Below are 23,784 nucleotides of genomic sequence, written 5' to 3'. Positions count from 1 at the left end.
CCTTTATTTTAACACTTCAATTACTTTGCTTTATTGTTATAGCTAACTGCGAGTTGAGATCCTACTTTAGCATTGTGTTTTACTAGCTCGATATTGGCAACAAGGCTCTTGCCTTCTGTTTTTTCTTTGATTGCGCCAAGCAAGAATGGCGTGCTGTCTTTACCGGAGATGCCTTTTTCTTCTGCTTCTTTCACCGCGTCAGCGATAATGCCATTGATGTAATCTTCGTCCATCGCATGCTCTTCTGGAATCGGGTTCGCAATGACCGCTCCGCCTTTAAGGTTCAATTCCCATTTTGTTTTCAGAGTATCAGCGATTACATCAAGTGAATCAGTGAAAAAGTTTAATTTATGTTCACTTCTTCTTGTGTAGAATGCTGGAAGAACTTCAGTTCCGTACCCGATGACAGGAACTCCTTTTGTTTCAAGGTACTCTAGCGTAAGAGCCAGGTCGAGAATGGATTTCGCGCCTGCGCAAACAACAGCTACATTTGTTTGTGCCAGCTCATCAAGGTCAGCTGAGATGTCCATCGTTGTTTCTGCGCCTCTGTGAACGCCGCCGATGCCGCCTGTTACGAAGATGCCGATTCCTGCCATTTCAGCACAAATCATTGTGGAGGAAACAGTCGTCGCACCTAGTTTCTTCGTTGCAACGATTGCAGCCAAGTCACGTCTTGATACTTTGGCAACATCTGAGCTTTTACCGAATAGCTCCAGCTCTTCCTCTGTCAAACCAATTTTGATTTTTCCGTCGATGATTGCAATTGTTGCAGGAACGGCGCCATTGTCACGAACGATTTGTTCAACTTCGCGTGCCATCTGGACGTTTTGCGGATAAGGCATACCATGGGAGATAATCGTTGATTCCAACGCTACGATTGCTTTACCTTCTTCTTTTGCTTTTTGTACCTCTGCGGAAAATTCAAGATATTGTTTCATTTAAATTGCCTCCATATCTAAAATAAATTGTTTTTGGGATAGTTCCTGTCTGACTGTATACTCTGACATAATTGTTTTGTGTGCATTGACCAAACCAGATTTAATAATGTAGTCGAGGTCTTTCTTTTGTAACCAGGAATAAACGACCCCTGAACAAAAAGAATCTCCTGCACCTGTCACATCCACAACCTTTGGTGTTTCAATAGCCGAGTAGTGATGGATCTCTCCGGTTTCCACTCCAACCATGACACCTTTTGATCCATTCGTTACAATCACATTTTTTACGCCTAGTTCGAGCCACTTTTCCACTGACTCTTTCCAATCCTTCTCATCTTTGATTTTCATATTCATGAAGGTTTCAGTTTCATCCCTATTTACGATGAGCCAGCTTACTGCATTCAAGGCTTCTGGAAGCCTATTCATTTTTGGCCCTGAAACAGGGATCACGACTAATGGAATATGATGCTTAGATGTGAAAGAACTAAGAAAATCAATCGTCGCTTCTGGACAGTTCAAATCAACGACAATACATTTCGCTTTTCTAAGAATCGGACTGTTTTTCATTAACAACTCAGGGGTGATATTTTCGTAAATATCCATGTCTGCTAATGCGACTGTTAAGTCACCATTCTTATCTAAAACTGCTGTATAGGAGCCTGTTGATGAATGTTCAAATGGAGTGACATGCTCCAAGTTCATAAATGGTGAGGATAAATCATAAATCACGTCCCAATCGGAATCATTGCCCCTAGCGGATAGCAAGATGACTTCTTCGCCTAATCTACCTAAGTTTTCAGCAATATTTCTCGCGACGCCTCCTACCGATATCGAAGATTTCACCGGATTGGACGTCTCATGAGTAATTTCATCTTTGGCATAGAACTTTCGGTCAACGTTAGCCCCGCCAATGCAGATAATAGGAGTTGCTTCATTTAAAACAAAAGCTTTTCCTAGAATATATTCTTTCTTAACTAACTCGGAAATACTATTTGCAATGGAGGATAATGGCAGTCCCATTAATTCTGATAATTCCTCTTGGGAAATAAATGGATTTGCGTGAATCATGTCTAATACTAATTTTTCACTTCTGCTAATTTCATCAGTCATTGTGCAAACCCCCTTTCGTGACAAATGTTTATAACTTAAACATAAGTTTAGTATACGTTTTCATTTCTGAATGTCAACAATATTCTTTCGCAAAAACAATTGCATAATTACCCAATTTTTATTGTTAAAGGTGATAAAGCTTTATTTAACGCAATTATTAGTCTTAGCATTTATCCCGATGATTAAAAATGGAAAAATTAACTAATATGTTTTTGCATTGCCTGAACATGTTTTTTACCGATTATCATTTGTTTGTATAATTTTGATAGCGTATAATCTAGTTGCCAATAGAATGAAAATATGAATATATTTGTAAACACAACTTTAGGGAAAAAGTTTTTGAGGGCGGGGATCTTCCATGGATAAAGAGAAACAAATTTTACATCTTATCAGAATGAACCCTTTTATATCGCAGCAAGAGTTGTCACAAAAAGTCGGTTTATCACGACCTGCGGTTGCGAATTATATTAGCAGCCTGACAAGACGCGGTGAGATCAAGGGCCGCGGCTATATTCTTAGGGAAGAATCGTCGATCATCTGTATCGGAGGGGCTAACACAGACCGGAAAGCACGAACAAATCAGAAAGTGCGCTTATATTCATCCAATCCGGTCAAAATTACTGAGGCTTGTGGCGGAGTCGCACGCAATTTTGCCGAAAACTTAAGCAGGCTCGGCTTTAGCACTTCTCTAATGACTTGTGTCGGAGATGACATAGAAGGAAACTGGATTCTGAAGGAAACAAAAGGCCAAGGGGTTGACGTAAGCCAAGTATGGGTGCTGCCAACAGAAAGGACAGGAACTTTTACTACTTTATTAGATCTTGACGGTGAAAGCATTGTCTCAATGGCAGACATGAATATATACGAAAAACTGACCATTTCCATGTTCGAGGAAAAATGGTCCCATATCGCCGCCTCACAGGCTGTTTATTTGGATACGAATATTCCTAAGGACTGTATAAGCTACTTAATTAAACGCTGCAAAGATGATAACATTCCTTTGTTTATCGACCCTGTATCTACCGCCAAGGCGCAAAAGCTTCCTTTTCGTCTTGATGGAGTGGAACTATTGCTCCCAAACCGCGAAGAAGCAGAAGTGCTAGCCGGCATTCAAATTAACACCTTTAACGATTGTCAAACCGCCTGTGAAAAAATTAGACAGCGCGGGGTTCAAAAAGTGATCATCACGCTTGGTGATGAAGGGGTATATTATTGCTCTGTAGAGGAATCCGGGCATTTGCCATCTTTCCAAACAGAGGTGGTTGATGTCACAGGGGCTGGCGAAGCATTTGCATCCTGTGCGATATACGGAATTATGAACGGGAAATCGTTATTTAACGCCTGCCAATTGGGCCTTGCTGGGGCTGCTCTTACTCTTCAAACAGAAAAATCGATCTCACCATTTTTAAAACCTGAAAAAATTCAAGAACTCGCCGACGAGTTTACGAAAGAATAATGAAGAGGGTGGCCATCTTTGGCCACCCCTCTCTAAAACTATACATACGATTTCACGAACACGCTATTTTACCTAACTTCTTCTCTTTGCCCAGAGTACCTCAGCACTAATTCCTCCCCATTCAGCACTCTCAGCGCACCGGCAGCCAAGGCTTCCAATTCTTCTTCTCCGGGGAAAACGTACACATTACCTAGGAACTCGACCCTTTTTTTGATTCGGACGATGATATAGTCGGAATGAGCCAAACCGCCTGTCAAAATCACTCCGTCGACTTCGCCGTCAAGAACTGTGGCCATTGCGCCGATTTCCTTTGCAATCTGGTGAACCATAGCACGCAGCACAAGTTCCGCCTCCGCATCACCGGCGAGTGCTCTCTCTTCCGCATCCATAACACTCTTCGTTCCCAAATACGAACAGACTCCGCCCCGTCTCGTCACAAGATGAATCAGTTCTTTTTCGGTATACTTGCCCGAATAACAAAGGCTGATCAGCTGTTTCAATGGAAGTGTCCCGGCCCGTTCAGGCGAAAACGGCCCTTCATTGTCGGCATTGTTGACATCAATCAGCTTTCCCCGCTTTTGAGCGGCGACAGAAATGCCCGCCCCAAGGTGCACAACAACGAAATTCAGCTCATCAAGCGGCCTCCCGATTTCGCTAGCGATTTTGCGCGAAACAGCTTTCATGTTCAACGCGTGCAGCTGGCTTTTTCGTTTAATCCCCGCAAAACCCGACAAACGTGCCTCCGGTATAAATTCATCCACGCCAACCGGATCAACTATGAAAGCCGGAATCCCAACCTCGCTGGCAATTTCAAAAGCCAGGATTGATCCCAAATTGGAAGCATGTTCGCCAAACACACCAGTTCTTGCATCCTCGAGCATCGCCTCGCACACCTCGTACGTGCCGCTTTGCAACGGTTTTAGCAATCCGCCCCGTCCGGCAACCCCCGAAAGTGACGCTGAATCAAAGCCATTCTCCTCCATAAACGTTTTTACAGCCTGAAGCCTGAACGGAATCTGGTCCGCCAATCTTCGAAATCGATTCAAATCCTCCTCGCCATGGCGAATCGTTTTTGCAAAAAGAAGTTTCATATCTTCATAAATCGCCAGCTTCGTAGAGGTCGAACCCGGATTGATTGCAAGAATGCATTTGGACACAGTTGTCACCCCTTTATACCGGAATTGCCGCGTTCGATGCCGCGACAACCGCGAGTGCAATCGATGCAAGCTTTGCCTTGGCCGAATCGGAACGCGAATTGAGGACGAGTGGCACTTTTGCCCCAAGGACAATGCCGGCCATCGTTCCGTGCGCATAATACGTAATCGCTTTACCAAAAATATTGCCTGCCTCAATGGTCGGAACAATCAACAAATCCGCCTTGCCGTCAAGCTCGCTGTCGATTCCCTTATGAAGGAGCGAGTCCTTGCTGATCGCCAAGTCGAGCGGTAGCGGGCCTTCAATCGGTATGTCCATCTTTACCTTGATTTCCGCCACAAGCAGGCTCGCCTCGCACGTCACCGGCATTGACTCCATCACCAATTCATTCGCGGCAAGAATGGCTGTACGCGGACTGTCCATCCCAATTTGCTTCAGGAATTCAAGCGCGTTCAGAACAATCTGCTTCTTTTGCCCGAAATCAGGCGAGATATTAATGCCTCCATCCGTCATAAACAACAGCGACTCGGTTCCGGGAATTTCAAACGCCGATAAATGGCTAAAAATCCTTCCGGTTCGCAAACTCAGCTGCCGGTGCAAAACACCTTTCAGAAACGGAGTGCTGTTCACGAGCCCTTTCATGATCGCCTGAGTTCTGCCGTCACTCGCGATTTCCGCCGCTTTGAACGCCGCTTCCTCATCCGTTGATGCCGGAATAACCTCGAATTTATTTAATGGAAAGCCCATCAGGCTAGCGAGTTGTGAAATTTGGTTGTGATCCCCCACCAAAACCGGCTCGATAATCCCCAACTCAACCGCATCCTTAATCGCCTCAAGCACCGCCAAATCCTGCGCCGCCGCGACACTCATCCTGATCGGCCTTCTCCGCTTCGCTTCCTCGATAACCTCCGAAAAACTTCCGTACCGCATTCACCCAACCCCTCTCATGGCAAAAGTGGTCCATGCTCCCGATGTACTAGAGCATACGCCGTTCCATCCACACTCACTATTATTGTAAACGCTTGCAATCGTACGGAGCACCCGCTTCATGCCAACTTTGTTACAAAACGGTGAATGCGTATGGAAGGCGGGCTGGATTTCGGTTTGAGATGGCAGGTTTAGTGAACGAAAGGCCAATTATCAAACCCACTTCGGACTATTGGCGCTTGAAAACCTGGTTTTCTGTCCGAACTTGGGGTATCTTCGGACTGCTCAAGCTTGAAATCACGGTTCACTGTCCGAACCTTGGGCATCTTCGGACCGCTTGAACTTGAAATCACGGTTCACTGTCCGAACTTAGGGCATCTTCGGACTGCTCAAGCTTGAAGACACGGTTGACTGTCCGAACTTGGGGCACCTTCGGACTGCTCAAGCTTGAAATCACAGTTCACTGTCCAAACCTTGGGCATCTTCGGACTGCTCAAGCTTGAAAATACGGTTCACTGTCCGAACTTGGGGCATCTTCGGACTGCTCAAGCTTGAAAATACGGTTCACTGTCCGAACTTGGGGCATCTTCGGACCGCTTTAGCTTGAAATCACGGTTGATTGTCCGAACTTAGGATATCTTTGGACTGCTCGAGCTTGAAAGCACGGTTCACTGTCCGAACTTGAGAGGTAACTCCCGGGGCCCATAAAATAGCAACTACCAACACAAAAAAACGCCAATCCCACCGGATCAGCGTTTCCAAAGAGCCAGGCAGCGACCCTGGCCTAATATACAAACCTTAATTTCGTTTCATCTTATATCCAACGTATAAAATGACAAACCACACCGGGCCGACGAACAATGCAACCCGCATTCCTTCGATGAATGCCATCAAGACGATGACCATCGCCAGGAAAGCGAGGGCGAACCATGATGAAAATGGGTAGAAAGGCAGCTTGAACGCAAGCGAACGAACTTCTTCTGCTGTTCTTGCTTTCCTGAATTTCAACTGGGTCAAAAGAATGATTGTCCAGCTGGTGATGACCGCCACCGTTGCAACCGCAGAAATATAGATGAACACCTTTTCAGGAACCACATAATTCAAAAACACTGCAACAAGCAAGAAAAGCGACGAGAACAGGATGCCCCGGCTCGGAGAACTCGCTTTGTTCAATTTTCCAAAAAATTTCGGTCCGTTATTTTGCAAAGAAAGGTTGTACAACATCCGGCCGGTGCTGAACAAACCGCTGTTAAAGGAAGACAGGGCGGCAGTGATTACAACAAAGTTGATGATGTGCGCTGCACCGGGAATGCCGATATGGTCAAAAATCTGCACGAACGGACTGCCTTCCGCGCCGACTTGGTCCCACGGGAACAATATCATCATAATACCGAGGGCGCCGATGTAGAAAATAAGAATTCGCCAAATCACACTGTTAATTGCTTTCGGAATTGTCCGCTGAGGGTTTTCAGCCTCGCCCGCCGTGATTCCGACCAGCTCGACGCCACCGAACGAGAACATGACCATCACGAGTGACAACAGGATGCCTGTCAGGCCGTTCGGCGCAAATCCACCGTGTACCCACAGGTTCTCAAAGCCGACCGCTTCGCCCCCATTGCCGAAACCAAAAAAGATAATCGCAAGCCCGGCAACGAGCATGCCAACAATGGCAACTATTTTAATCATCGCGAACCAAAACTCAAATTCGCCGAATGCTTTTACGTTAATCAGATTGACCGCTGTAATGATGACCAGCGCAACCAGTGCGCTCACCCATTGCGGGATATCCGGGAACCAATAATTCACATAGACGCCGACGACCGTGATTTCGGCCATTCCGACGACAACCCACATAAACCAATACGTCCAGCCGGTCAAATAGCCGGCGAACGGGCCTAAATACCTGTTCGCATACGAACTAAACGAGCCGGAAACCGGTTCAGCGACCGCCATTTCCCCTAACGCACGCATGATGGTGAAAATCACAATTCCACCAATCAGGTATGACAGAACGACTGCCGGTCCCGCTAGTTTAATTGTTGCGCTCGACCCGTAAAACAGCCCGACTCCAATTGCGCCTCCAAGGGCAATCAACTGAATATGCCTGCTGCTTAACGCTCGTTTCAACCCTTCTGTCTCATGATGACTGCTCCCCACTTAAAAAACCCCCGTTGACTAGAAATAGCTGCTGTTTTATCGCAAAAACCCTTCTCTCGCATTAAAAGAAGGATTTTGCCCTCGATACGATTTATCCATCCATAATACCACATACATCTGGCTTTCTTTAAGAAATTTTCCAACTTTCTTTTTGGCAAGTCCTGCGTGGGCGCGTGCCGTTGGGCTTTGCGTGACAGCTTAACACGTTTTCCGCCGTTACCTGTCACGCATCCAGGGAAATCCGTGTCCTCACCACTTATTCCTCCACATCATCCATTGATTCCCCGTCCAGAATATCGGCGCGGACTCTTTTCACCCGGCGGTCATCCATTTCTTCCACCGTAAACAAAATATTCTTGTGCTGGAACGTATGCTGCTCGAGCGCGCTAGGGATGTAGCCAAGGTGGCCGATGACAAATCCGCTGAGCGTATCGTATTCTTGAATCGGGAGATCGACTTTTAAGAGGCGCTCCACTTCATACAAATTCGTTGTTCCATTAATCATATACGTGCTCTCATCAATCATCGTATATTCTTCGTCATCCACCCCAGGCTCATCGTATTCATCAAATATATTTCCAACGATTTCCTCAATCACATCTTCAATCGTAACAATCCCGTCCGTGCCTCCATATTCGTCAATTGCGATGGCAATATGGACGTTGTTTGTCTGCATATCCTTGAATAAATGGTCAATCCTTTGTGACTCCAGGACAAAAAACGGTTCGCGAATCAGCTTCCTGAGGTTAAATGCATCTTCTGAGGAATTTTCAATAAACTGAAGGAGATCCTTGGCATGCAGGATGCCAATAATATTATCAATATGCTCCTCATAAACTGGAAAACGCGTATATTTTTCATGCACGACGAGGTTGACCACCTCGCTTAAGGTGAAATCAATCGGAAGCGCGACGATGTTCGTCCGGTGCGTCATGATATCCGAAACCGTTTTATTGTCAAATTCGAATATATTATTAATCATGATTTTTTCGGCTTCCAGGATCGTTCCTTTTTCTTTGCCAACATCAATCATCATGCGAATTTCTTCTTCGGTGACGTTCTCCTCTTCCGCATTCGGATCCACTCCAAATAGGCGGACAATACCATTCATGGACGCCGTTAACAGTTTACCAAATGGAGACGTTACTTTTGACAAAATAATGAGCGGTTTGACGGCAAAAAAAGCAATCGGTTCCGCTTTTTGAAGAGCGAGCCGCTTAGGGACAAGCTCACCTAGGACGAGCGTAAAATAAGATAGGATAAGCGTAATGGCAACGAGCGACAGGGTGACCAACAAGCTATGGGAAAGCGGGACGCCAATCTCCTTAAGCCAGCCCCCAAGCCGGCCGGCAAAGCTTTTACCGGCAAAAGCACTTGCCATGAACCCGGCAAGTGTAATCCCGATCTGGATGGTCGCGAGAAAACGGCTCGGCTCAGATAGGAAATTCTCAAGCATTTTTGCCTTCTTATTGCCGTTTTCCGCCATTAATCTAATTTTATTATCATTTAATGAAATAAAGGCAATTTCCGATGCTGCAAAAAATGCATTCAAAAGGATTAGAATTGCCAGTACAAGTAGTTCAATTACCAATAAAACCAGCTCCCGGGAATAAGTAATCAATAAAAATAATATGAGGTTTCATTCATACAAGTTCTTTGTTAGGTTTCCGCTTATTGGCAGGAAAATATTCCTTCAATAATAGGCAAGTACAGCCAGTTATTACGATATACCCTAAGGAAGGGATTCGTATTCTTCGCTAAATCAATTTCTTTTTTCCGCATCCGGTCGCCTTTTTTGCAAAAAAATCCTATTGACGGTTACTGAATGGCGGACTATAATGTAAACTTCGGGCAAATCCCGCGTGGTTCGAGAACCTCCCACGATAAAAAACTAAGGAGAGAGAACAATGAAGAATAGGACACTTGCTGTAAATGCGCTTATTGCCGCGCTTTACATTGTGGTCACGATGCTGGTCGCACCGCTTAGTTTTTCAAATATCCAATTCCGCTTATCCGAGATGTTCAACCATCTCGTCGTTTTCAATAAAAAGTACTTTTTCGGTATCATTGTTGGTGTTTTCCTGGCGAATCTTTTCTTCTCGCCTAACCCGGCACTTGACCTCGTCTTTGGGTTCGGACAATCTGTCATTGCCTTGTTAATCACGATTTTTTCTTGCCGCTTTATAAAAGGAATTTGGGCGAGGATGGCGGTCAACACTGTTGTCTTCACATTTACGATGTTCCTAATCGCTTGGGAATTAAACATTGCTATGAAATGGCCGTTTTTCGCCACTTGGTTGACTGTTGCCATCGGTGAATTCGTTGTCATGGCAGTTGGTGCGCCATTAATGGTTGCCATTAACAAACGCCTCAATTTTGAAAAGCTCGTTGATTAAATAGGTAAAGCCTGCTTCCATTCAGGAGCAGGCTTTTTATGTTCAAAAAGCTAATTGTTAGGAACGGTCTTTATTTTTGCAAAGAAATAATAATATTTATAAATGATTGCGGCTACGAGCACGAGCCTGAGTATCCACCTGTCGATCATAATAAACGGGATGGCAATCATGAAGTCGGCCAAAAGGAGGATGGTCAGTTTTTGCCGTAATGTCATGCCGCCTTTACGGACGAATTCTTCCAGATGCTTTTTATATAGCTTGCTGCCCTTAAACCATCTCTCGAATCTTTCCGAGCCCCGCATGAAACAGTAAGATGCCAGAAGGAGTAATGGGGTTGTTGGAATAATCGGCAAAACAATTCCAATGATGCCGATTCCGAGCGATAAAAACCCCGCGACGACAAACAGCAGTCGCAGTGGCTTTCGAACCATGCCCGCCTCCCCCTTTCATGTTTTCAATCTTTTTAAACAGGTAATGCAAATGAACGTTTATTCCACTTTAAACGAATACTTCGTATAAGAATAATACTCTTCGCCTTTATCGAGTACAACCGATGGGAAATCCGGGTGGTTGATGGCGTCTGGATGCTTCTGCGTTTCCAGGCAGAGTGCCAGATAACGTTCCGCCTTGACATTGCCATTGATAAGAAAGTCGCCTTCAAGCTGGTTTGATGTATAAAGAACGACGGCAGGCTGATTTGTTTCGACTTCAAGCGTCCGGCCGCTTTCTTCACAGCTCACTTTAATCGCAGGCTGCTTTTTCCTATTCAGGACGAACGGATGGTCATAGCCTTTTCCGGCAAGAATGTTTTGCGGATGGCTTGAAGCAGGCCCGTCCGCCACTTTCCTTCCATTCCGGAAATCAAACGCGGTGCCTTCGACATCAAGGAGCCTTCCAGTCGGCATCAGTCCGCTATCGAGTTCAAGGAACTTGTCACTGTCAATTTGCAGTGTGTGTTCCAGGATTGTCGACTTCGCATTTCCGCTTAAATTGAAATATGTATGATTCGTTAGGTTCAGAATTGTTTTCTTGTCTGTCGTGCCATTGTATTCAATCACAAGCTCGTTTTGGTCTGTGATCGTATAGACAGTCCGCAACGATACATTTCCAGGATACCCTTCTTCGCCATCCGGGCTCTCATATGTAAAAATCAGTTGAGCTTTATCTGTTTCTATTTTTGTCTCTAGGTTCCAAATCACCTTGTCCAGACCGCGTTCTCCACCGTGGAGATGGTTTTCACCATTATTTTTTGCCATATGATAATCCTTGCCGTCAAGTGTGAATCGGCCTTCTTTAATCCTGCCGGCAATCCTTCCGACCACTGCGCCAAAATATGGCGAGTGTTCGACATAATCCTCTATGTTGTCAAAGCCGAGGACAATATTTTCAAGCTTCCCTTCTCGATCGGGTACGATAAACTCTGTAATAATGCAGCCATAATCGAGGCAGGTCATCGTCATTCCGTTTTTCCCTTTGACTGTATAGGCAGTGACTTCGCTGCCGCCAAGTTCACCAATCTTCTTTTTCGTTATTTCCATTTTCCTCATCTCCTTGCTCCATAAATAAACAGCCTATCTCTATCTATCTTATCGTATACAAGGATATTTTTCGCCTGAAGCCATTTTATTGTTCCAAAAAAGGCAGGTGTGCCCCTGCCTTTTCAAACCAAAACCTTTTTATTGAGCATACCCTCCATGCCATCCACCGATATCGGTTCACTGAATAAATACCCCTGGCCGACTTTGCAGCCATGCACCAATAAAAAGTCTACTTGTTCTTTTTGCTCGATCCCTTCCGCAATCACATGGAACTCCATATTCAATCCCATGTCTAGAATCGTTTTGACCATTGAACCATCCTCCATATCATCTAGGAAGGATTTGTCGATTTTGATCGTATCGATTGGAAGATGCTTAAGATTGCTTAGTGAAGAGTAGCCTGTTCCAAAATCATCTAAAGCAATTTTTACTCCGAGCCGGTTTAAATCTTTTATTATGAGATTGGACCGCTCAAAGTTTTGCATAATGCTTTCGGTTATTTCCAATTCTAAATAGCCGGGATCCATGTCGGTTTCATTAAGAATCCTTTTGACGGAACTGACAAAGTCATCGTCCTGGAACTGCCTGACTGAAATGTTCACGGACATAACCATTGGCCAATACCCTTGACTCAACCAGCTCCTGTGCTGTTTGCACGCTTCTTTCAAAACCCAGTTGCCAATTGGGACGATCAGGCCGGTTTCTTCGGCAAGCGGAATGAATTCACAAGGCGAGATAATTCCCCGTTCAGGATGGTTCCAGCGGATGAGCGATTCAATTCCAATAATATAGCCTGTACTCAATTCAATTTGGGGCTGGTAATACAACTCAAATTGGTTAAGCTCCAACGCCTTGCGGAGGCCAGTTTCCATTTCCATTTTGCGGGATGAAAGCCCATGGAGGCCAGCGGTATAAAACTGATAGTTATTTTTGCCACGGTCCTTTGCCAGATACATTGCAATATCGGCATGCTTGATAAGGGTTTCCCCATCCTCTCCATCCGATGGGTAGACACTGATTCCGATGCTTGGCGTGACATAGAACACTTCATGATCAATGGCGAACGGTTTAGAGAAACTGTTCAAAATCCGCTTGGCAACCTTGATGATTTTTTGCCGGTCCATACCCTCCAGCAAGATAATAAATTCATCCCCTCCTTGGCGGGAAACGATGCCATCGCTGCCAACAACCTGGCTCAGCCGATCGGCAACCGCCTTCAAAAGCTGATCGCCAACTGTATGGCCCTTTGTGTCATTAATGATCTTGAACCTATCCAAATCAAGAAATAGGATAGCAAGCTTTTCCGCCTTGTTCCTGGACATTGCTTCCAATAACTTTTCCCTGAATCTGTTCCGATTGGGCAAACCAGTGAGCCCGTCATTATAGGCCATAAACTGGATCGTCTGTTCAGCTGCTTTTCGCTCCGAAATGTCTCGGCCGACAATTTGCCTTGCCGCCCTTCCCTCATAAAAAATCGGCATTGAAACCATTTCTACATCAATCAGCTGGCCATCAATGCGGACAGCCTGGAATTCAAGGTTAATTTCATCCGGCCTTTCTTCCCCAATGGTCAGTTCCCTGAACCTCATCTCGTTCAGATCTTTGGTCGGAATTAATTTGGAGAGCGGCATCCCAATCATTTCTTCTGGCGACTTGGCACCAAAAACTTTTGCTCCAGTTTCATTTACATAATCAATCTTCCCCCTACTGTAAACAGCAATAATATCGGGGGACATCTCAACGAGACTTCTATAGCGGTTTTCACTTTCCTTTTTGTCTGTAATATCAAAAAGCACCGAGCTGAAGTTAACAAGCTTTCCCTTTTCAACCGTTGGAATTCCTCTGTCCTGAATCCAGCGGATTTCCCCATCCGGCCGGATAATCCGATAAATGCTCGTAATCGCTTCACCTTTAGAGAGCGCCAAATCCCTCTCTGGCAAAACAACCATGTCATCCGGATGAATAACCCTTTTCCACAAATTGTGATCATGATAAAATTCGGCAAGGGAATACCCATAAAGCTTCTCAATTCCGGGCGTAATCTTTAAATGATTCGTTTTTAAGTCGTGTGACCAGATGGCCACATCAAGGCTGTCAAAAATGGCGTCAAGCCGATGCCTGTTTTTCTGAAGTTCTTCCGTTGTCAGATTTACCCCTTTCAGCATGACCAAAAGCAACAAAGAAGCGGCTAGCAAAATAAGGGCATGGAGAATTTGTTCGTTTAACGGCAGAAAAATGGAACTGATTTCCGCAGCCAGCACGACGATAATGAAGAAGATGATGAGCTTTTTGCCTCTATTCCTGAAGAGTATGTTTTTCATAATGGCCCCTTTATGCCTTTGACAATATTCGGCATTTTTCTCTTCTTTTAACATACCAAAAATTAAGCACTGGCTCAATGTGGTTTTTTTCCATAAAAAAACTGCCTGCCGGATTTAGGCAAACAGTTTCTAAGTGGACTATTGTCCGCCGACCTTTTGGGCCGCATACGGGATGATTTCCCCAACCTGGTCCCCGAACGGGTCCAACTGCTGGGATTCAAGGATGTTTCCGTCCTTATCAAGGACGGCGAAACCCCTCACTGATTTCGGTCCACTCGGATCCTTCAGCTCCGCTTTTTCAATAAGAGTCAGATATTTATCAGATAGGAGAGTATAGTCCAGCCCAAGCTCCTCTTTCAATTCTTTATGATCTTCTGGGGAGGATGCGCTTAGGGCATAAACATCACCCGGGAATTGAGCAAATAAATTTTTGTTTTTCTGCAGCTCGACCAGCTGCGATTTACAATAGTCTCAGGTATTGCCGGTGAAGAAGAATACGAGAGTAGGTTTGTCCTTGTTTTCCAGGGAAACTTCCTTCCCCTTGTCATCAAGTAAAGCTTTATTCCCTGAACAGCCGGCCAGTACGAGCGTAAAGGCCATCAACAGGAAAAAGCTTAGTAAGGTTTTTCGGTTACGCATATAATGTCTTTTCCCCTTTCAAAGCGAGTTGTGTCTAGTATACCTTATCGTTTTAGTGGCGGGTTAATCAAGTTTGTGAATAATTTCGCAACTTCCGAAAATTTCTTTGACACCCATATACCCATAGGGGTATAATGAACATAGATTTTAATCCATTTTTGAAAGGATGAGATAGATGGGCAAAAAAGTCCTTATTGTAGGCGGAGTAGCTGGCGGTGCTACAGCAGCTGCCAGACTGCGCAGGCTTGATGAGAAAGCAGACATCATTCTGTTCGAACGCGGTGAATATATCTCTTTTGCAAATTGCGGGCTTCCTTATTATATAGGCGGAACAATTACGAACCGGGATAAACTGCTTGTCCAGACGATCGAAGGCATGACAAATCGGTTCAATCTTGATATCCGGAACCTAAGCGAAGTAACGAAGATCCATCGCGACCGGAAAACCGTTGAAGTGAAAAACTTGAAGACAGGTGAAACGTACGAGGAATCCTACGATAAGTTGATTCTCTCCCCTGGCGCGAGTCCAATTAAGCCGCCAATTCCAGGCATTGAAGAGGCAGAAGCTTTATTTACGTTAAGGAATATTCCAGATACCGATAAAATCAAAGCGTATGCAGATGAGAAAAAGCCGCGGAAGGCAACAGTCATTGGCGGCGGGTTTATCGGTATTGAAATGGCTGAAAACCTTTGGGATCTCGGCATTGAGGTTACCGTCGTTGAAATGGGCAATCAAGTAATGGCGCCGTTCGATGTTGAGATGGCCTCCATCCTGCATGGCCATATGATAGAAAAGGGAGTCAACCTGATATTGGAAGACGGCGTTTCTTCTTTTGAACAAAACGGCAAAGCGATTGTGTTGAACAGCGGGCGGAAGATCGAAACCGATATGATTATCCTGGCCATCGGGGTCCGTCCAGAAAACAAACTGGCGGCCGAAGCTGGGTTGAGGACTGGCGAGCGCGGCGGGATTGTGGTCAATGAGTATCTGCAGACAGATGACCCTGACATATATGCAATCGGGGATGCAATTGAAGTCACCGACTATATTAACGGCAAGCCGACGCAGATTCCACTTGCCTGGCCTGCGAACCGCCAAGGCCGTCTTGCCGCCGATCACATTAGCGGCCTTGCGGCGAAGTACAACGGCACACTTGGCACATCCATTGCAAAAGTGTTTGACCTGGCCGCGGGAGCAACCGGGAACAACGAAAAGACCTTGAACAGGCTTGGCATTCCGTATGAGGTTGTCCATGTCCATCCTGGTTCCCACGCGGGCTACTATCCCGGTGCAGCGCCAATCGCGCTGAAGCTTATTTTTGACAAAGAAACCGGGAAGATTTTCGGTGCCCAGGCCATCGGCAAGAATGGCGTCGACAAGCGAATTGATGTCATCGCTACCGCTATTAAAGGCGACCTGACTATTTATAATTTGCCGGCTCTGGAACTTTCTTACGCACCGCCATACTCATCGGCGAAGGACCCTGTCAATATTGCGGGCTATGCAGCTATGAATATTGCCGACGGCCTCGTAGAAGCGGTCCAATGGCATGAGATTGATGAGATCGTTGCGGATGGGGGCATGCTTATTGACGTACGCGAGCATTCCGAGCGGGAAAAGGGTTATATTGAAGGCTCGATCTGCATCCCGCTGGGTGAACTCCGCGAGCGAGCTTCGGAGCTTCCAAAAGACGAAACGGTTTATGTATCATGCCAGGTAGGCCTGCGCGGTTACCTTGCCGCTAGAATCTTGTCCCAGCACGGCATTAAGGTGAAAAACCTCGACGGCGGCTACAAAACTTATTCATCTGTTTATGAACCCACAGCGACGAACTGTGGAAAATCGGTTAAGGAGTAAAAACAACAATGGCCTCCATTTATTGGGAGGCCATTTTTCAACGTAAATCTGCATTATTGCAAACGGTATACAAGAAACCGCTCATTGATATTTTTCTCGGCCAAGCCGGGCAGCGGAATATCCTGGACTAATTCAAAGGAAGTCTGGTATTCAAGGAAATGAACATAATCTCCGGAAGGATAATAGAGAATCATTTCAATCTCCCGGGGACTTTTTTCTGCAGATTCCAGAATCCTGTGAACTACTTTTGCAAAAATAGCCAGTGTAAATGGATTAAAGAAATAAAACCGATTATCCTCCGGCTGAATCTCGTATTCCTCAGCCAGACAGCAGTAAAAATGAAGCTTGTCGCTGCGTTTCTTCCTTTTTGCCAAGTAGCTAGTCCGGTTTTCCATCGCCTCATGCCAAAAAACTTCATTCATCTCAATACCCACAACGGTTGCATTGAAGAGATCATTGGCATAGAACGCCAGCCTGCCCTTTCCGCAGCCAATGTCAACAAGCCTGTCCCGGCTTGAAAGACTATACTCGGAAAACAGTACTTTGAGTGCCTCATAAGGGGTCGGTTCATAAGGGTGGTAATGAATCGACTTTAAAAAACCTTTCTGGCTGCCACCCGTTTTTATATTCAGCAGGGTATCATGATAGCGTTCCTTATCCAATTAACATCTCATCCTTTGATTCGATTCAGCACGGCTAATCATTAGGACGAAAGAAAAAAACCGCTGCTGATGAAGATTCCATTTACTTCAGGCTTCGCATTAAAAAGGCCTTCGTCCGTTCGTTGCGAGGATTCGTGAAAATTTCCGACGGTGGTCCTTCTTCCACGATTTCACCGTTATCCATGAAAATCACCCGGTCAGCCACCTCACGGGCAAAACCCATTTCGTGTGTCACAACAATCATCGTCATATGCTCCTCAGCGAGCTTCTTCATGACCTGGAGCACCTCGCCAGTTAGTTCAGGGTCAAGCGCGGATGTCGGCTCATCAAAAAGGAGGATGTCCGGGTCCATCATGAGCGCTCTGGCAATCGCTACCCTTTGCTTTTGACCACCTGATAGGTTGGCCGGGTACGCATTCGCATGGCTTGTGAGGCCGATTTTTGCCAAAAGCTCGTCGGTCCGTTTCCGTAACCCAACAGACAGATCCTTCTTGACAAGTTTAGGCGCCAGTTCGAGATTTTGTTTCACGGTTAGGTGAGGAAACAGATTGAAATGCTGGAATACCATCCCCATCTTCGTAGTGACCCGCTTTGTTTCCAGCTGGCTTCGGTAGACACCATCCTTCGCCAGATAATCTCCCTCAACCGCAATGCTGCCGCCGTCAATTTTTTCGAGATGGACGAGGCTCCGGAGCATGGTGCTTTTGCCGGAACCGGAAGGGCCGATAATCGCGACAACTTCATTTTTATTCACTTCAAAAGAAATATCCTTCAGCACTTCGACCTGGCCGAAAGACTTCTTTATATTGCTTACTTCAATCATAGCCATTTTCCCCACCCCTTTCTATTGGAAATTAAAGCGCCGCTCAATCCATTTAAAGAAAACCGTCAATACAAGCGTCATGGCAAGATAAATAACCCCGGCTACGAAAAATGGAACAATTGTAAAATCACGGTTCACAGCCGTCTGGGCAAAATGAAGCAATTCAGGAACGGCTACAGCGTATAGGAGTGCTGTATCTTTTACAAGCGTGACCGATTCGTTCGCGACAGCCGGTAGGGCAATCCTGAACATTTGCGGCAAGATGACCCGGACAGTTGTTTGCCATTTTGACAAGCCAAGCACCTGTGAGGCTTCATACTGGCCTTTATCAATCGCCAACAGGCCGCCGCGGAAGATTTCCGCAAAATAAGCCGCATAGTTTAGGATGAAGCCGAGCGAAGCCGCAAAGAATCGATCCAGCACTAAATATTCCCCAACTACTGGAAGCATCGGCAGACCGAAGCAGATGAACAAAAGTTGGAGCAGAAGCGGCGTACCGCGCATCACATAAATATATCCTTGAGCCAGCCAGGATAGCGGCTTAAAACTGCTTTTCACTGCGAGCGTCAGCAAAAATCCAAGCGGAATGGATGAGATGATCGCGACGAAGAAGAGCAGAATCGTCATTTTTGCCCCTTGCAGCATGGGTCCGCTGATTGAAAAGATATAGTCGAGAGACATAGGAATTCCTCCGTAGCAAAACCGAAACAAACAGGGTTCCTATAGGAACCCCTGTCCTGTTTATCATTCAGTTATTATTTTAGTATCTTATCTTCCCCGAACCACTTGTTTGAAACTTCAGCGGCTTTGCCGTTCTCGTTCAATTGATCGAGGGCTTTTTGTAGCTTTTCAAGAAGTTCCTCGTTGCCCTTTTTCACGCCGATTCCATATTGCTCAGGAGCGAGTGACTCATCAAGGACTTTAAAGGTGCCTTCTTCTTTGGTCATGTAGTAGTCGATGACGACTTCATCGATGACAACCGCATCCAGACGGCCGCTCTTCAAATCGTTAAGCGCCATGACATTGTCCGCGAACTCGGTTACTGTTTTAACTTTTGTATTCACCGGGTTTGCCGCCAATGCATCTGAAGCTGAAGACAATCCTTGGAGACCAACGACTTTTCCTTCCAAGTCAGCCAGCTTGCCAATTTTCGAGTCGGCAAGAGTGACAACCACCTGGGCATTTTCAAGATAAGGCTTTGTGAAAAGAACCTTTTTCTTCCGATCGTCCGTAATAGTGTATCCGTTCCAAATCAGGTCAATCCGTCCACTGCTCAGTTCGGACTCTTTTGTTTTCCAGTCGATTGGCTGGAACTTTGCCTTCATGCCCATTTCCTTGGCAGCTGCTTTCGCATAGTCAATATCGAAGCCGACAAGCTCATTGCTCTTGTCTCTGAATCCCATTGGCGCGAACTTATCGTCAATTCCGATAATGAGTGTATCGTTGTTTCCTTTTCCGGCTGTTGAGCTGCCTGAGCAGCCTGTCAGGATCATAAACAATGCAGAAATCAAAAAGACTGTCATTCCTAAACGCTTCATCATTTTAACCACCCTTATTTATATTTTTTGAAAATCCTTTAGTACGTTACCATATTATCACACTATCAGATTATAACATCAAGTGTTTTATTGAACAACCCTCTCTTTTATTTTTCTATATAACAATAAAAGGCAATGCCCCGTCTTAGTTGAGGGACATTGCCTTTTTATTTCAGCCGGCGCTTCTCGTATTACCTGCAAATTGGCTGTTGTAGAGGTCGGCGTAGAAGCCGGCTTTTTCTAGAAGTTCTTCATGATTGCCTTGTTCGATGACTTTGCCTTTATTCATGACAAGGATGAGGTCGGCATCTCGGATGGTTGAGAGCCTGTGGGCGATGACAAAGCTAGTCCTGCCTTTCATGAGATGGTCCATCGCTCTTTGGATTTGCACCTCTGTCCGGGTGTCGACGCTGCTCGTCGCCTCATCGAGAATCAGGATAGCCGGGTCAGCCAAGACGGCCCGGGCAATTGTCAGAAGCTGCCTCTGACCTTGGGAAATATTCGAGGCTTCTTCGTTTAGGATTGTGTCATAGCCATCGGGAAGCGTCCGGATAAAGTGGTCCGCATTGGCGGCCTTCGCGGCAGCGATGATTTCCGAATCAGATGCGCCTTCCTTCCCGTAACCGATATTATCCCGGATTGTACTGTTGAACAGCCAAGTATCCTGAAGGACCATCCCGAACAAACTCCGGAGGCTGCTCCGTTTTAGGTTGGTGATATTGACGCCGTCGATGAGGATTTCTCCCGAGTTGAGCTCATAGAAACGCATCAATAGATTGATCAGCGTTGTTTTGCCAGCGCCTGTCGGACCGACGATTGCCACCCTCTGCCCTGGCTTGGCCTGGATGTTCATATCTTCTATTAACATCCCATTCTCTTTATAGCCGAATGAAACATGTTTAAATTCAACTTCGCCAGCTACTTCCGCTAATTCCCGGGCGTCTGCCGGTTCAGGAACTTCCTCGGTTTCGTCCAAAATTTCAAACACACGCTCCGCACTGGCAATTGTCGACTGAATGATGTTCGCAATTTGTGCCGTTTGGGCTACCGGCTGGGAAAACTGCCTTGTGTATTGGATAAACGCCTGGACATCCCCGATTTCAATCGTCTTTTTCATCACGAGAATACCGCCGACAGCTGAAACGAGGACATAGCCTATATTGTTAATGAAGGACATGATTGGCATGATCATTCCCGAAATAAACTGGGCTTTCCAGGCAGATTCATATAACTGCTCATTGATTTCTTCAAATTTCTCCTGTGACTTCTGTTCATGGCCGAAAACCTTGCTGATCTTATGGCCGGTATACATTTCTTCGACGTGTCCATTTAGCATGCCAAGCGATTTTTGCTGCCCCATAAAATACTGCTGCGATTTCTTGGCTATATTTGCAATACCTAAGACACTTAACGGAAGTGTCGCAACGACAATCAGTGTCATCAGTGGACTGATCGAGAGCATCATGATAATGACACCGATGATGGTCACGAACGAAGTAATCGCTTGTGTCAGACTCTGCTGAAGGGTGTTACTGATATTATCAACATCATTGACCGCCCGGCTGAGCACTTCTCCATGTGTCCTCGAATCGAAATACTTCAGCGGCAGCCGATTAAGCTTTGCTTCGACTTCCTTCCTCAGGTTGTACACCGTTTTTTGCGCGACACCGGCCATAATGTATTGCATGAGGTAGGCGAAGGCGGCACTGATAACATACAGCCCAATCAAGATAACTATGATTTGTCCGATATAATCAAAATCAATTTTTGCCCCAGGGACGCGCCTTATTTTCATCATCAGGCCTTCAAATAATTTTGTGGTGGCCTTTCCCATGATTTTCGGGCTGACGATGGCAAAAATGGTACTAATAATCGCAGTGAGCAGCACGCTCAGAAGCTGGAGTTTAAAAGGCTTCAAGTAGCCAATCAGTCTCCGCAGCGTCCCTTTGAAATCCTTCGCCTTTTCGACAGGCATGCCCATGCCGCGGGGACCGAATCCGCCTCCCGGTCCACGTCCATGATTCTGTTTCTCGTTGCTCATCAGACAATCTCCTCCTCGGAAAGCTGAGACATGACAATTTCCCTATAAACCTTGTTTGTTTCCAGCAGTTCTCTATGTTTGCCAATGCCGGCGATTTTTCCTTCATCAAGAACAATGATCTGGTCGGCATCCATGATAGTGCTGACCCGCTGGGCAACGATCAGGACCGATGAATCGCCTGTTTCTGCCTTCAAAGCCGCTCTCAGTTTCGCATCCGTTTTGAAATCAAGCGCAGAAAAACTGTCGTCAAACACATAGATTTCAGGCTTTCTGACAAGCGCCCTGGCAATGGAAAGCCTTTGTTTCTGGCCTCCGGAAACATTGGATCCACCCTGGAAAATGATAGAATCATAGCCATCCGGCATTGCCTCAATAAAGTCTTCGGCCTGGGCAATTTTCGCTGCATGACGGATTTCCTCATCGGTGGCATCTTCTTTTCCGAAGCGGATATTCTCAGCTATTGTCCCAGAAAACAAGACAGCCTGCTGCGGAACAAAGCCGATTCTGCTTCTAATATCGTCCTGGGTCATCTCACGGATATCGACTCCGTCTATAAGGATCCTGCCACTCTCAATATCATAAAAGCGCGGCAGCAGATTCACCAAAGTCGACTTGCCGGACCCGGTCCCTCCGATGATGGCCGTTGTTTCGCCCGGTTTCATTGCGAAAGAAATGCTTGAGAGCGCCGGCAGTTCGGCACCCGGGTAGCGGAATGTAACATCCTGGATCTCGACAACCCCTCTTCCAGCTTCCGGCTGCTTCGGTGCAAGTGGATCGCTAATATCAGCAGTCAGCTCCAGCACTTCGGTGATCCGGCCCGCAGAAACAGCCGCGCGCGGAATCATCACAAACATCATCGAGACCATGACAAGCGAAAACATAATTTGCATGGCATACTGAATGAAAGCCATCAAGTCCCCGACCTGCATATGCCCGTGATCAATCCGGATGCCGCCGAACCAAATAATGGCCACGGTAGTCAGATTGAGGAAAATCATCATAATTGGCATAAGCGTTGCCATCAGTTTGTTTACTCTAATGGCCGTCTCCGTTAAATCCAGATTCGCGACATCAAAGCGCTTTTTCTCGTGTTCAATCCGATTAAAGGCGCGGACAACCCGGATTCCAGTCAGGTTCTCTCTGAGTACCCGGTTCAAGCCGTCGAGCTTTTTCTGCATCGACTTGAACAAGGGAAGGCCTTTTTTTGCAAGAATCACAATGACTAAAATAAGGACAGGCAAGGATACTGCGAGAACAAGAGTCAGCTTCGCATCTTTTGACACCGCCATAATAATTCCACCAATACACATGAGCGGCGCCATGACCATCATCCTGAGCATCATGACAAGCACTTGCTGGACCTGGGTAATATCATTGGTTGTTCTTGTAATCAGCGAGGATGTCCCAATCTGGTCAAATTCGTGCAGGGAAAACCCACTGACATGAGAAAAAACTTTGCTTCGGAGGTTCTTCCCGAATCCGGAAGCGACTTTTGCCGAGTAATAACTTGCAGCGATTGAACAGGCCATTCCGCCCGCAGCAACGAGAAGCATGTACCCGCCGATTTTCCAAACGTATGCGGAGTCCCCATTCATAACGCCCTTGTCGACAATGTCGGCCATGAGCGTAGGCAAATAAAGCTCCGACAGCGACTGGAGAAAAACGAGAACAAGTACAAATGCTGTCATTAAAGCAAATGGCTTTAAGAATTTGCTTAATTTTTTCATGCTTTACCTTCTCTCTTACTTTCGTTTAAGAAATATTCATTGACCTTTTCGAGTAATTCGGCAAGCTTATGGCTGTCCTCCTCGCCAAGGTGGTCAATCAAGCCAAGGAACGTTTCCCTAAAAGCTTGTTTCGCCTTAAGGGTCACTTCAAGGCCCTGCTCTGTCAGCCTTATCTTTACCGCGCGGCGGTCCTTCGGGTCAATTGTCCGTTCTACAAGCCCGTCTTTTTCAAGTACATTGATGAGCTGAGTCACGGTAGGCGGGGTAACCTGAAGTTTCTGGCTAATTTCTGAAACCTTCATTGCCTCCGTCCCCTCATTCATCCCTTTCTTGATAACAATGAGCAGTTTGAACTCACTTGGATTGCAGCCGGCAATTTTTTTCGTATGCCAGCCGGTTTTCCTGAACTGCATAAATGTATTGATCAGCTTTTGCGAAATTTCACTATCCATTTCAGCCACTTTGGTCACCTCGGAATAATTAGTTAGGTTACTTAATTAT

At 46.0% G+C, this 23,784-nt stretch carries 21 protein-coding genes, 1 pseudogene and 1 riboswitch; of the genes and pseudogenes, 4 read left to right on the top strand and 18 right to left on the bottom strand.

Annotated elements, in window-relative coordinates:
* Positions 1 to 20 precede the first annotated feature (20 nt).
* Positions 21 to 938: a pseudouridine-5'-phosphate glycosidase gene (locus D1B31_RS06985; RefSeq protein ID WP_118920052.1), complete on the bottom strand. Its 918-nt coding sequence runs from the start codon at positions 936 to 938 to the stop codon at positions 21 to 23.
* Positions 939 to 2,045 carry a carbohydrate kinase gene (locus D1B31_RS06980; protein WP_118920051.1) on the bottom strand — a complete coding sequence of 369 codons (1,107 nt, stop codon included), beginning with the start codon at positions 2,043 to 2,045 and terminating at the stop codon, positions 939 to 941.
* Positions 2,046 to 2,403: 358 nt separating this feature from the next.
* On the opposite strand from D1B31_RS06980, the gene D1B31_RS06975 reads away from it, so the two are divergent.
* Positions 2,404 to 3,501 (top strand): carbohydrate kinase, encoded by a 1,098-nt coding sequence (locus D1B31_RS06975; protein WP_118920050.1) that lies wholly within the window; start codon positions 2,404 to 2,406, stop codon positions 3,499 to 3,501.
* A gap of 68 nt (positions 3,502 to 3,569) precedes the next feature.
* On the opposite strand, the gene buk is transcribed toward D1B31_RS06975, so the two are convergent.
* Entirely contained in the window at positions 3,570 to 4,658 is a 1,089-nt protein-coding gene (buk, locus tag D1B31_RS06970) for a butyrate kinase (RefSeq protein ID WP_192894757.1), read from the bottom strand.
* 13 nt (positions 4,659 to 4,671) lie between these two features.
* Complete coding sequence (locus tag D1B31_RS06965; protein ID WP_118920048.1) at positions 4,672 to 5,586, bottom strand: phosphate acyltransferase; 915 nt, start codon at positions 5,584 to 5,586, stop codon at positions 4,672 to 4,674.
* A 179-nt stretch (positions 5,587 to 5,765) separates the two neighbouring features.
* Between D1B31_RS06965 and D1B31_RS24165 the strand changes: the two genes are divergently transcribed.
* On the top strand, positions 5,766 to 5,924 hold the full coding sequence (locus D1B31_RS24165) for a hypothetical protein (protein WP_158587484.1): 159 nt from the start codon (positions 5,766 to 5,768) through the stop codon (positions 5,922 to 5,924).
* A 457-nt stretch (positions 5,925 to 6,381) separates the two neighbouring features.
* Here D1B31_RS24165 and D1B31_RS06960 read toward each other — a convergent pair whose 3' ends face one another.
* Together D1B31_RS06960 and D1B31_RS06950 are read right to left on the bottom strand one after the other, a co-directional pair.
* Positions 6,382 to 7,740 carry an amino acid permease gene (locus D1B31_RS06960; protein WP_118920047.1) on the bottom strand — a complete coding sequence of 453 codons (1,359 nt, stop codon included), beginning with the start codon at positions 7,738 to 7,740 and terminating at the stop codon, positions 6,382 to 6,384.
* Between the two features lie 256 nt (positions 7,741 to 7,996).
* Positions 7,997 to 9,331, bottom strand: a complete 1,335-nt coding sequence (locus tag D1B31_RS06950; RefSeq protein WP_118920045.1) for a hemolysin family protein — start codon at positions 9,329 to 9,331, stop codon at positions 7,997 to 7,999.
* A 265-nt stretch (positions 9,332 to 9,596) separates the two neighbouring features.
* Positions 9,597 to 9,641: riboswitch (PreQ1 riboswitch) on the top strand.
* A gap of 6 nt (positions 9,642 to 9,647) precedes the next feature.
* Between D1B31_RS06950 and D1B31_RS06945 the strand changes: the two genes are divergently transcribed.
* Positions 9,648 to 10,136: a QueT transporter family protein gene (locus D1B31_RS06945; protein WP_118920044.1), complete on the top strand. Its 489-nt coding sequence runs from the start codon at positions 9,648 to 9,650 to the stop codon at positions 10,134 to 10,136.
* A gap of 50 nt (positions 10,137 to 10,186) precedes the next feature.
* Here the strand turns inward: D1B31_RS06945 and D1B31_RS06940 are convergent, their stop codons facing one another.
* From D1B31_RS06940 to D1B31_RS24160, 5 genes and pseudogenes are all read right to left on the bottom strand, one after another.
* Positions 10,187 to 10,567: a YbaN family protein gene (locus D1B31_RS06940; RefSeq protein ID WP_118920043.1), complete on the bottom strand. Its 381-nt coding sequence runs from the start codon at positions 10,565 to 10,567 to the stop codon at positions 10,187 to 10,189.
* A gap of 57 nt (positions 10,568 to 10,624) precedes the next feature.
* Entirely contained in the window at positions 10,625 to 11,674 is a 1,050-nt protein-coding gene (locus D1B31_RS06935; RefSeq protein ID WP_118920042.1) for an aldose epimerase family protein, read from the bottom strand.
* A 122-nt stretch (positions 11,675 to 11,796) separates the two neighbouring features.
* Positions 11,797 to 13,995, bottom strand: a complete 2,199-nt coding sequence (locus tag D1B31_RS06930) for a sensor domain-containing protein (protein WP_118920316.1) — start codon at positions 13,993 to 13,995, stop codon at positions 11,797 to 11,799.
* A 138-nt stretch (positions 13,996 to 14,133) separates the two neighbouring features.
* Positions 14,134 to 14,451, bottom strand: a pseudogene (locus tag D1B31_RS06925) (redoxin domain-containing protein); the annotation flags it as partial.
* 15 nt (positions 14,452 to 14,466) lie between these two features.
* Positions 14,467 to 14,634, bottom strand: coding sequence for a hypothetical protein (locus D1B31_RS24160; RefSeq protein ID WP_158587483.1), 168 nt, complete (start codon positions 14,632 to 14,634; stop codon positions 14,467 to 14,469).
* 175 nt (positions 14,635 to 14,809) lie between these two features.
* On the opposite strand from D1B31_RS24160, the gene D1B31_RS06920 reads away from it, so the two are divergent.
* On the top strand, positions 14,810 to 16,492 hold the full coding sequence (locus D1B31_RS06920; RefSeq protein ID WP_118920040.1) for a CoA-disulfide reductase: 1,683 nt from the start codon (positions 14,810 to 14,812) through the stop codon (positions 16,490 to 16,492).
* Between the two features lie 53 nt (positions 16,493 to 16,545).
* On the opposite strand, the gene D1B31_RS06915 is transcribed toward D1B31_RS06920, so the two are convergent.
* From D1B31_RS06915 to D1B31_RS06885, 7 genes are all read right to left on the bottom strand, one after another.
* On the bottom strand, positions 16,546 to 17,154 hold the full coding sequence (locus tag D1B31_RS06915; RefSeq protein WP_118920039.1) for a class I SAM-dependent methyltransferase: 609 nt from the start codon (positions 17,152 to 17,154) through the stop codon (positions 16,546 to 16,548).
* A gap of 82 nt (positions 17,155 to 17,236) precedes the next feature.
* The gene (locus D1B31_RS06910; protein WP_118920038.1) at positions 17,237 to 17,983 is read right to left on the bottom strand and encodes an amino acid ABC transporter ATP-binding protein; all 747 of its coding nucleotides are present in this window, start codon (positions 17,981 to 17,983) and stop codon (positions 17,237 to 17,239) included.
* 15 nt (positions 17,984 to 17,998) lie between these two features.
* On the bottom strand, positions 17,999 to 18,658 hold the full coding sequence (locus tag D1B31_RS06905) for an amino acid ABC transporter permease (RefSeq protein ID WP_118920037.1): 660 nt from the start codon (positions 18,656 to 18,658) through the stop codon (positions 17,999 to 18,001).
* A 74-nt stretch (positions 18,659 to 18,732) separates the two neighbouring features.
* Positions 18,733 to 19,515 (bottom strand): amino acid ABC transporter substrate-binding protein, encoded by a 783-nt coding sequence (locus D1B31_RS06900; RefSeq protein ID WP_192894751.1) that lies wholly within the window; start codon positions 19,513 to 19,515, stop codon positions 18,733 to 18,735.
* A gap of 172 nt (positions 19,516 to 19,687) precedes the next feature.
* A complete protein-coding gene (locus D1B31_RS06895) occupies positions 19,688 to 21,556 on the bottom strand; it encodes an ABC transporter ATP-binding protein (protein ID WP_118920035.1) in 1,869 nt (622 codons plus the stop codon).
* The gene (locus D1B31_RS06890; protein ID WP_118920034.1) at positions 21,556 to 23,283 is read right to left on the bottom strand and encodes an ABC transporter ATP-binding protein; all 1,728 of its coding nucleotides are present in this window, start codon (positions 23,281 to 23,283) and stop codon (positions 21,556 to 21,558) included. Before D1B31_RS06890 ends, D1B31_RS06895 begins: the two co-directional genes overlap by 1 nt.
* Positions 23,280 to 23,735 carry a MarR family winged helix-turn-helix transcriptional regulator gene (locus tag D1B31_RS06885; RefSeq protein WP_118920315.1) on the bottom strand — a complete coding sequence of 152 codons (456 nt, stop codon included), beginning with the start codon at positions 23,733 to 23,735 and terminating at the stop codon, positions 23,280 to 23,282. The genes D1B31_RS06890 and D1B31_RS06885 overlap by 4 nt, the downstream gene beginning before the upstream one ends.
* Between the last annotated feature and the right edge of the window lie 49 nt (positions 23,736 to 23,784).

The organism is Neobacillus notoginsengisoli, assembly GCF_003515685.1.
GTDB lineage: Bacteria > Bacillota > Bacilli > Bacillales > Cytobacillaceae > Bacillus_D > Bacillus_D notoginsengisoli.
Note: the sequence above shows the minus strand (reverse complement) of the source record. Positions and strands in the feature narration are given on the sequence as shown.

Bases quoted from the DNA above. Each gene is read 5' to 3' on its own strand.
- D1B31_RS06985 (WP_118920052.1), bottom strand. From the start codon at position 938: ATGAAACAATATCTTGAATTTTCCGCAGAGGTACAAAAAGCAAAAGAA.
- D1B31_RS06980 (WP_118920051.1), bottom strand. From the start codon at position 2,045: ATGACTGATGAAATTAGCAGAAGTGAAAAATTAGTATTAGACATGATT.
- D1B31_RS06975 (WP_118920050.1), top strand. From the start codon at position 2,404: ATGGATAAAGAGAAACAAATTTTACATCTTATCAGAATGAACCCTTTT.
- D1B31_RS06965 (WP_118920048.1), bottom strand. From the start codon at position 5,586: ATGCGGTACGGAAGTTTTTCGGAGGTTATCGAGGAAGCGAAGCGGAGA.
- D1B31_RS24165 (WP_158587484.1), top strand. From the start codon at position 5,766: ATGGCAGGTTTAGTGAACGAAAGGCCAATTATCAAACCCACTTCGGAC.
- D1B31_RS06945 (WP_118920044.1), top strand. From the start codon at position 9,648: ATGAAGAATAGGACACTTGCTGTAAATGCGCTTATTGCCGCGCTTTAC.
- D1B31_RS06940 (WP_118920043.1), bottom strand. From the start codon at position 10,567: ATGGTTCGAAAGCCACTGCGACTGCTGTTTGTCGTCGCGGGGTTTTTA.
- D1B31_RS06935 (WP_118920042.1), bottom strand. From the start codon at position 11,674: ATGGAAATAACGAAAAAGAAGATTGGTGAACTTGGCGGCAGCGAAGTC.
- D1B31_RS06930 (WP_118920316.1), bottom strand. From the start codon at position 13,995: ATGAAAAACATACTCTTCAGGAATAGAGGCAAAAAGCTCATCATCTTC.
- D1B31_RS24160 (WP_158587483.1), bottom strand. From the start codon at position 14,634: ATGCGTAACCGAAAAACCTTACTAAGCTTTTTCCTGTTGATGGCCTTT.
- D1B31_RS06920 (WP_118920040.1), top strand. From the start codon at position 14,810: ATGGGCAAAAAAGTCCTTATTGTAGGCGGAGTAGCTGGCGGTGCTACA.
- D1B31_RS06910 (WP_118920038.1), bottom strand. From the start codon at position 17,983: ATGGCTATGATTGAAGTAAGCAATATAAAGAAGTCTTTCGGCCAGGTC.
- D1B31_RS06905 (WP_118920037.1), bottom strand. From the start codon at position 18,658: ATGTCTCTCGACTATATCTTTTCAATCAGCGGACCCATGCTGCAAGGG.
- D1B31_RS06900 (WP_192894751.1), bottom strand. From the start codon at position 19,515: ATGAAGCGTTTAGGAATGACAGTCTTTTTGATTTCTGCATTGTTTATG.
- D1B31_RS06895 (WP_118920035.1), bottom strand. From the start codon at position 21,556: ATGAGCAACGAGAAACAGAATCATGGACGTGGACCGGGAGGCGGATTC.
- D1B31_RS06890 (WP_118920034.1), bottom strand. From the start codon at position 23,283: ATGAAAAAATTAAGCAAATTCTTAAAGCCATTTGCTTTAATGACAGCA.
- D1B31_RS06885 (WP_118920315.1), bottom strand. From the start codon at position 23,735: ATGGATAGTGAAATTTCGCAAAAGCTGATCAATACATTTATGCAGTTC.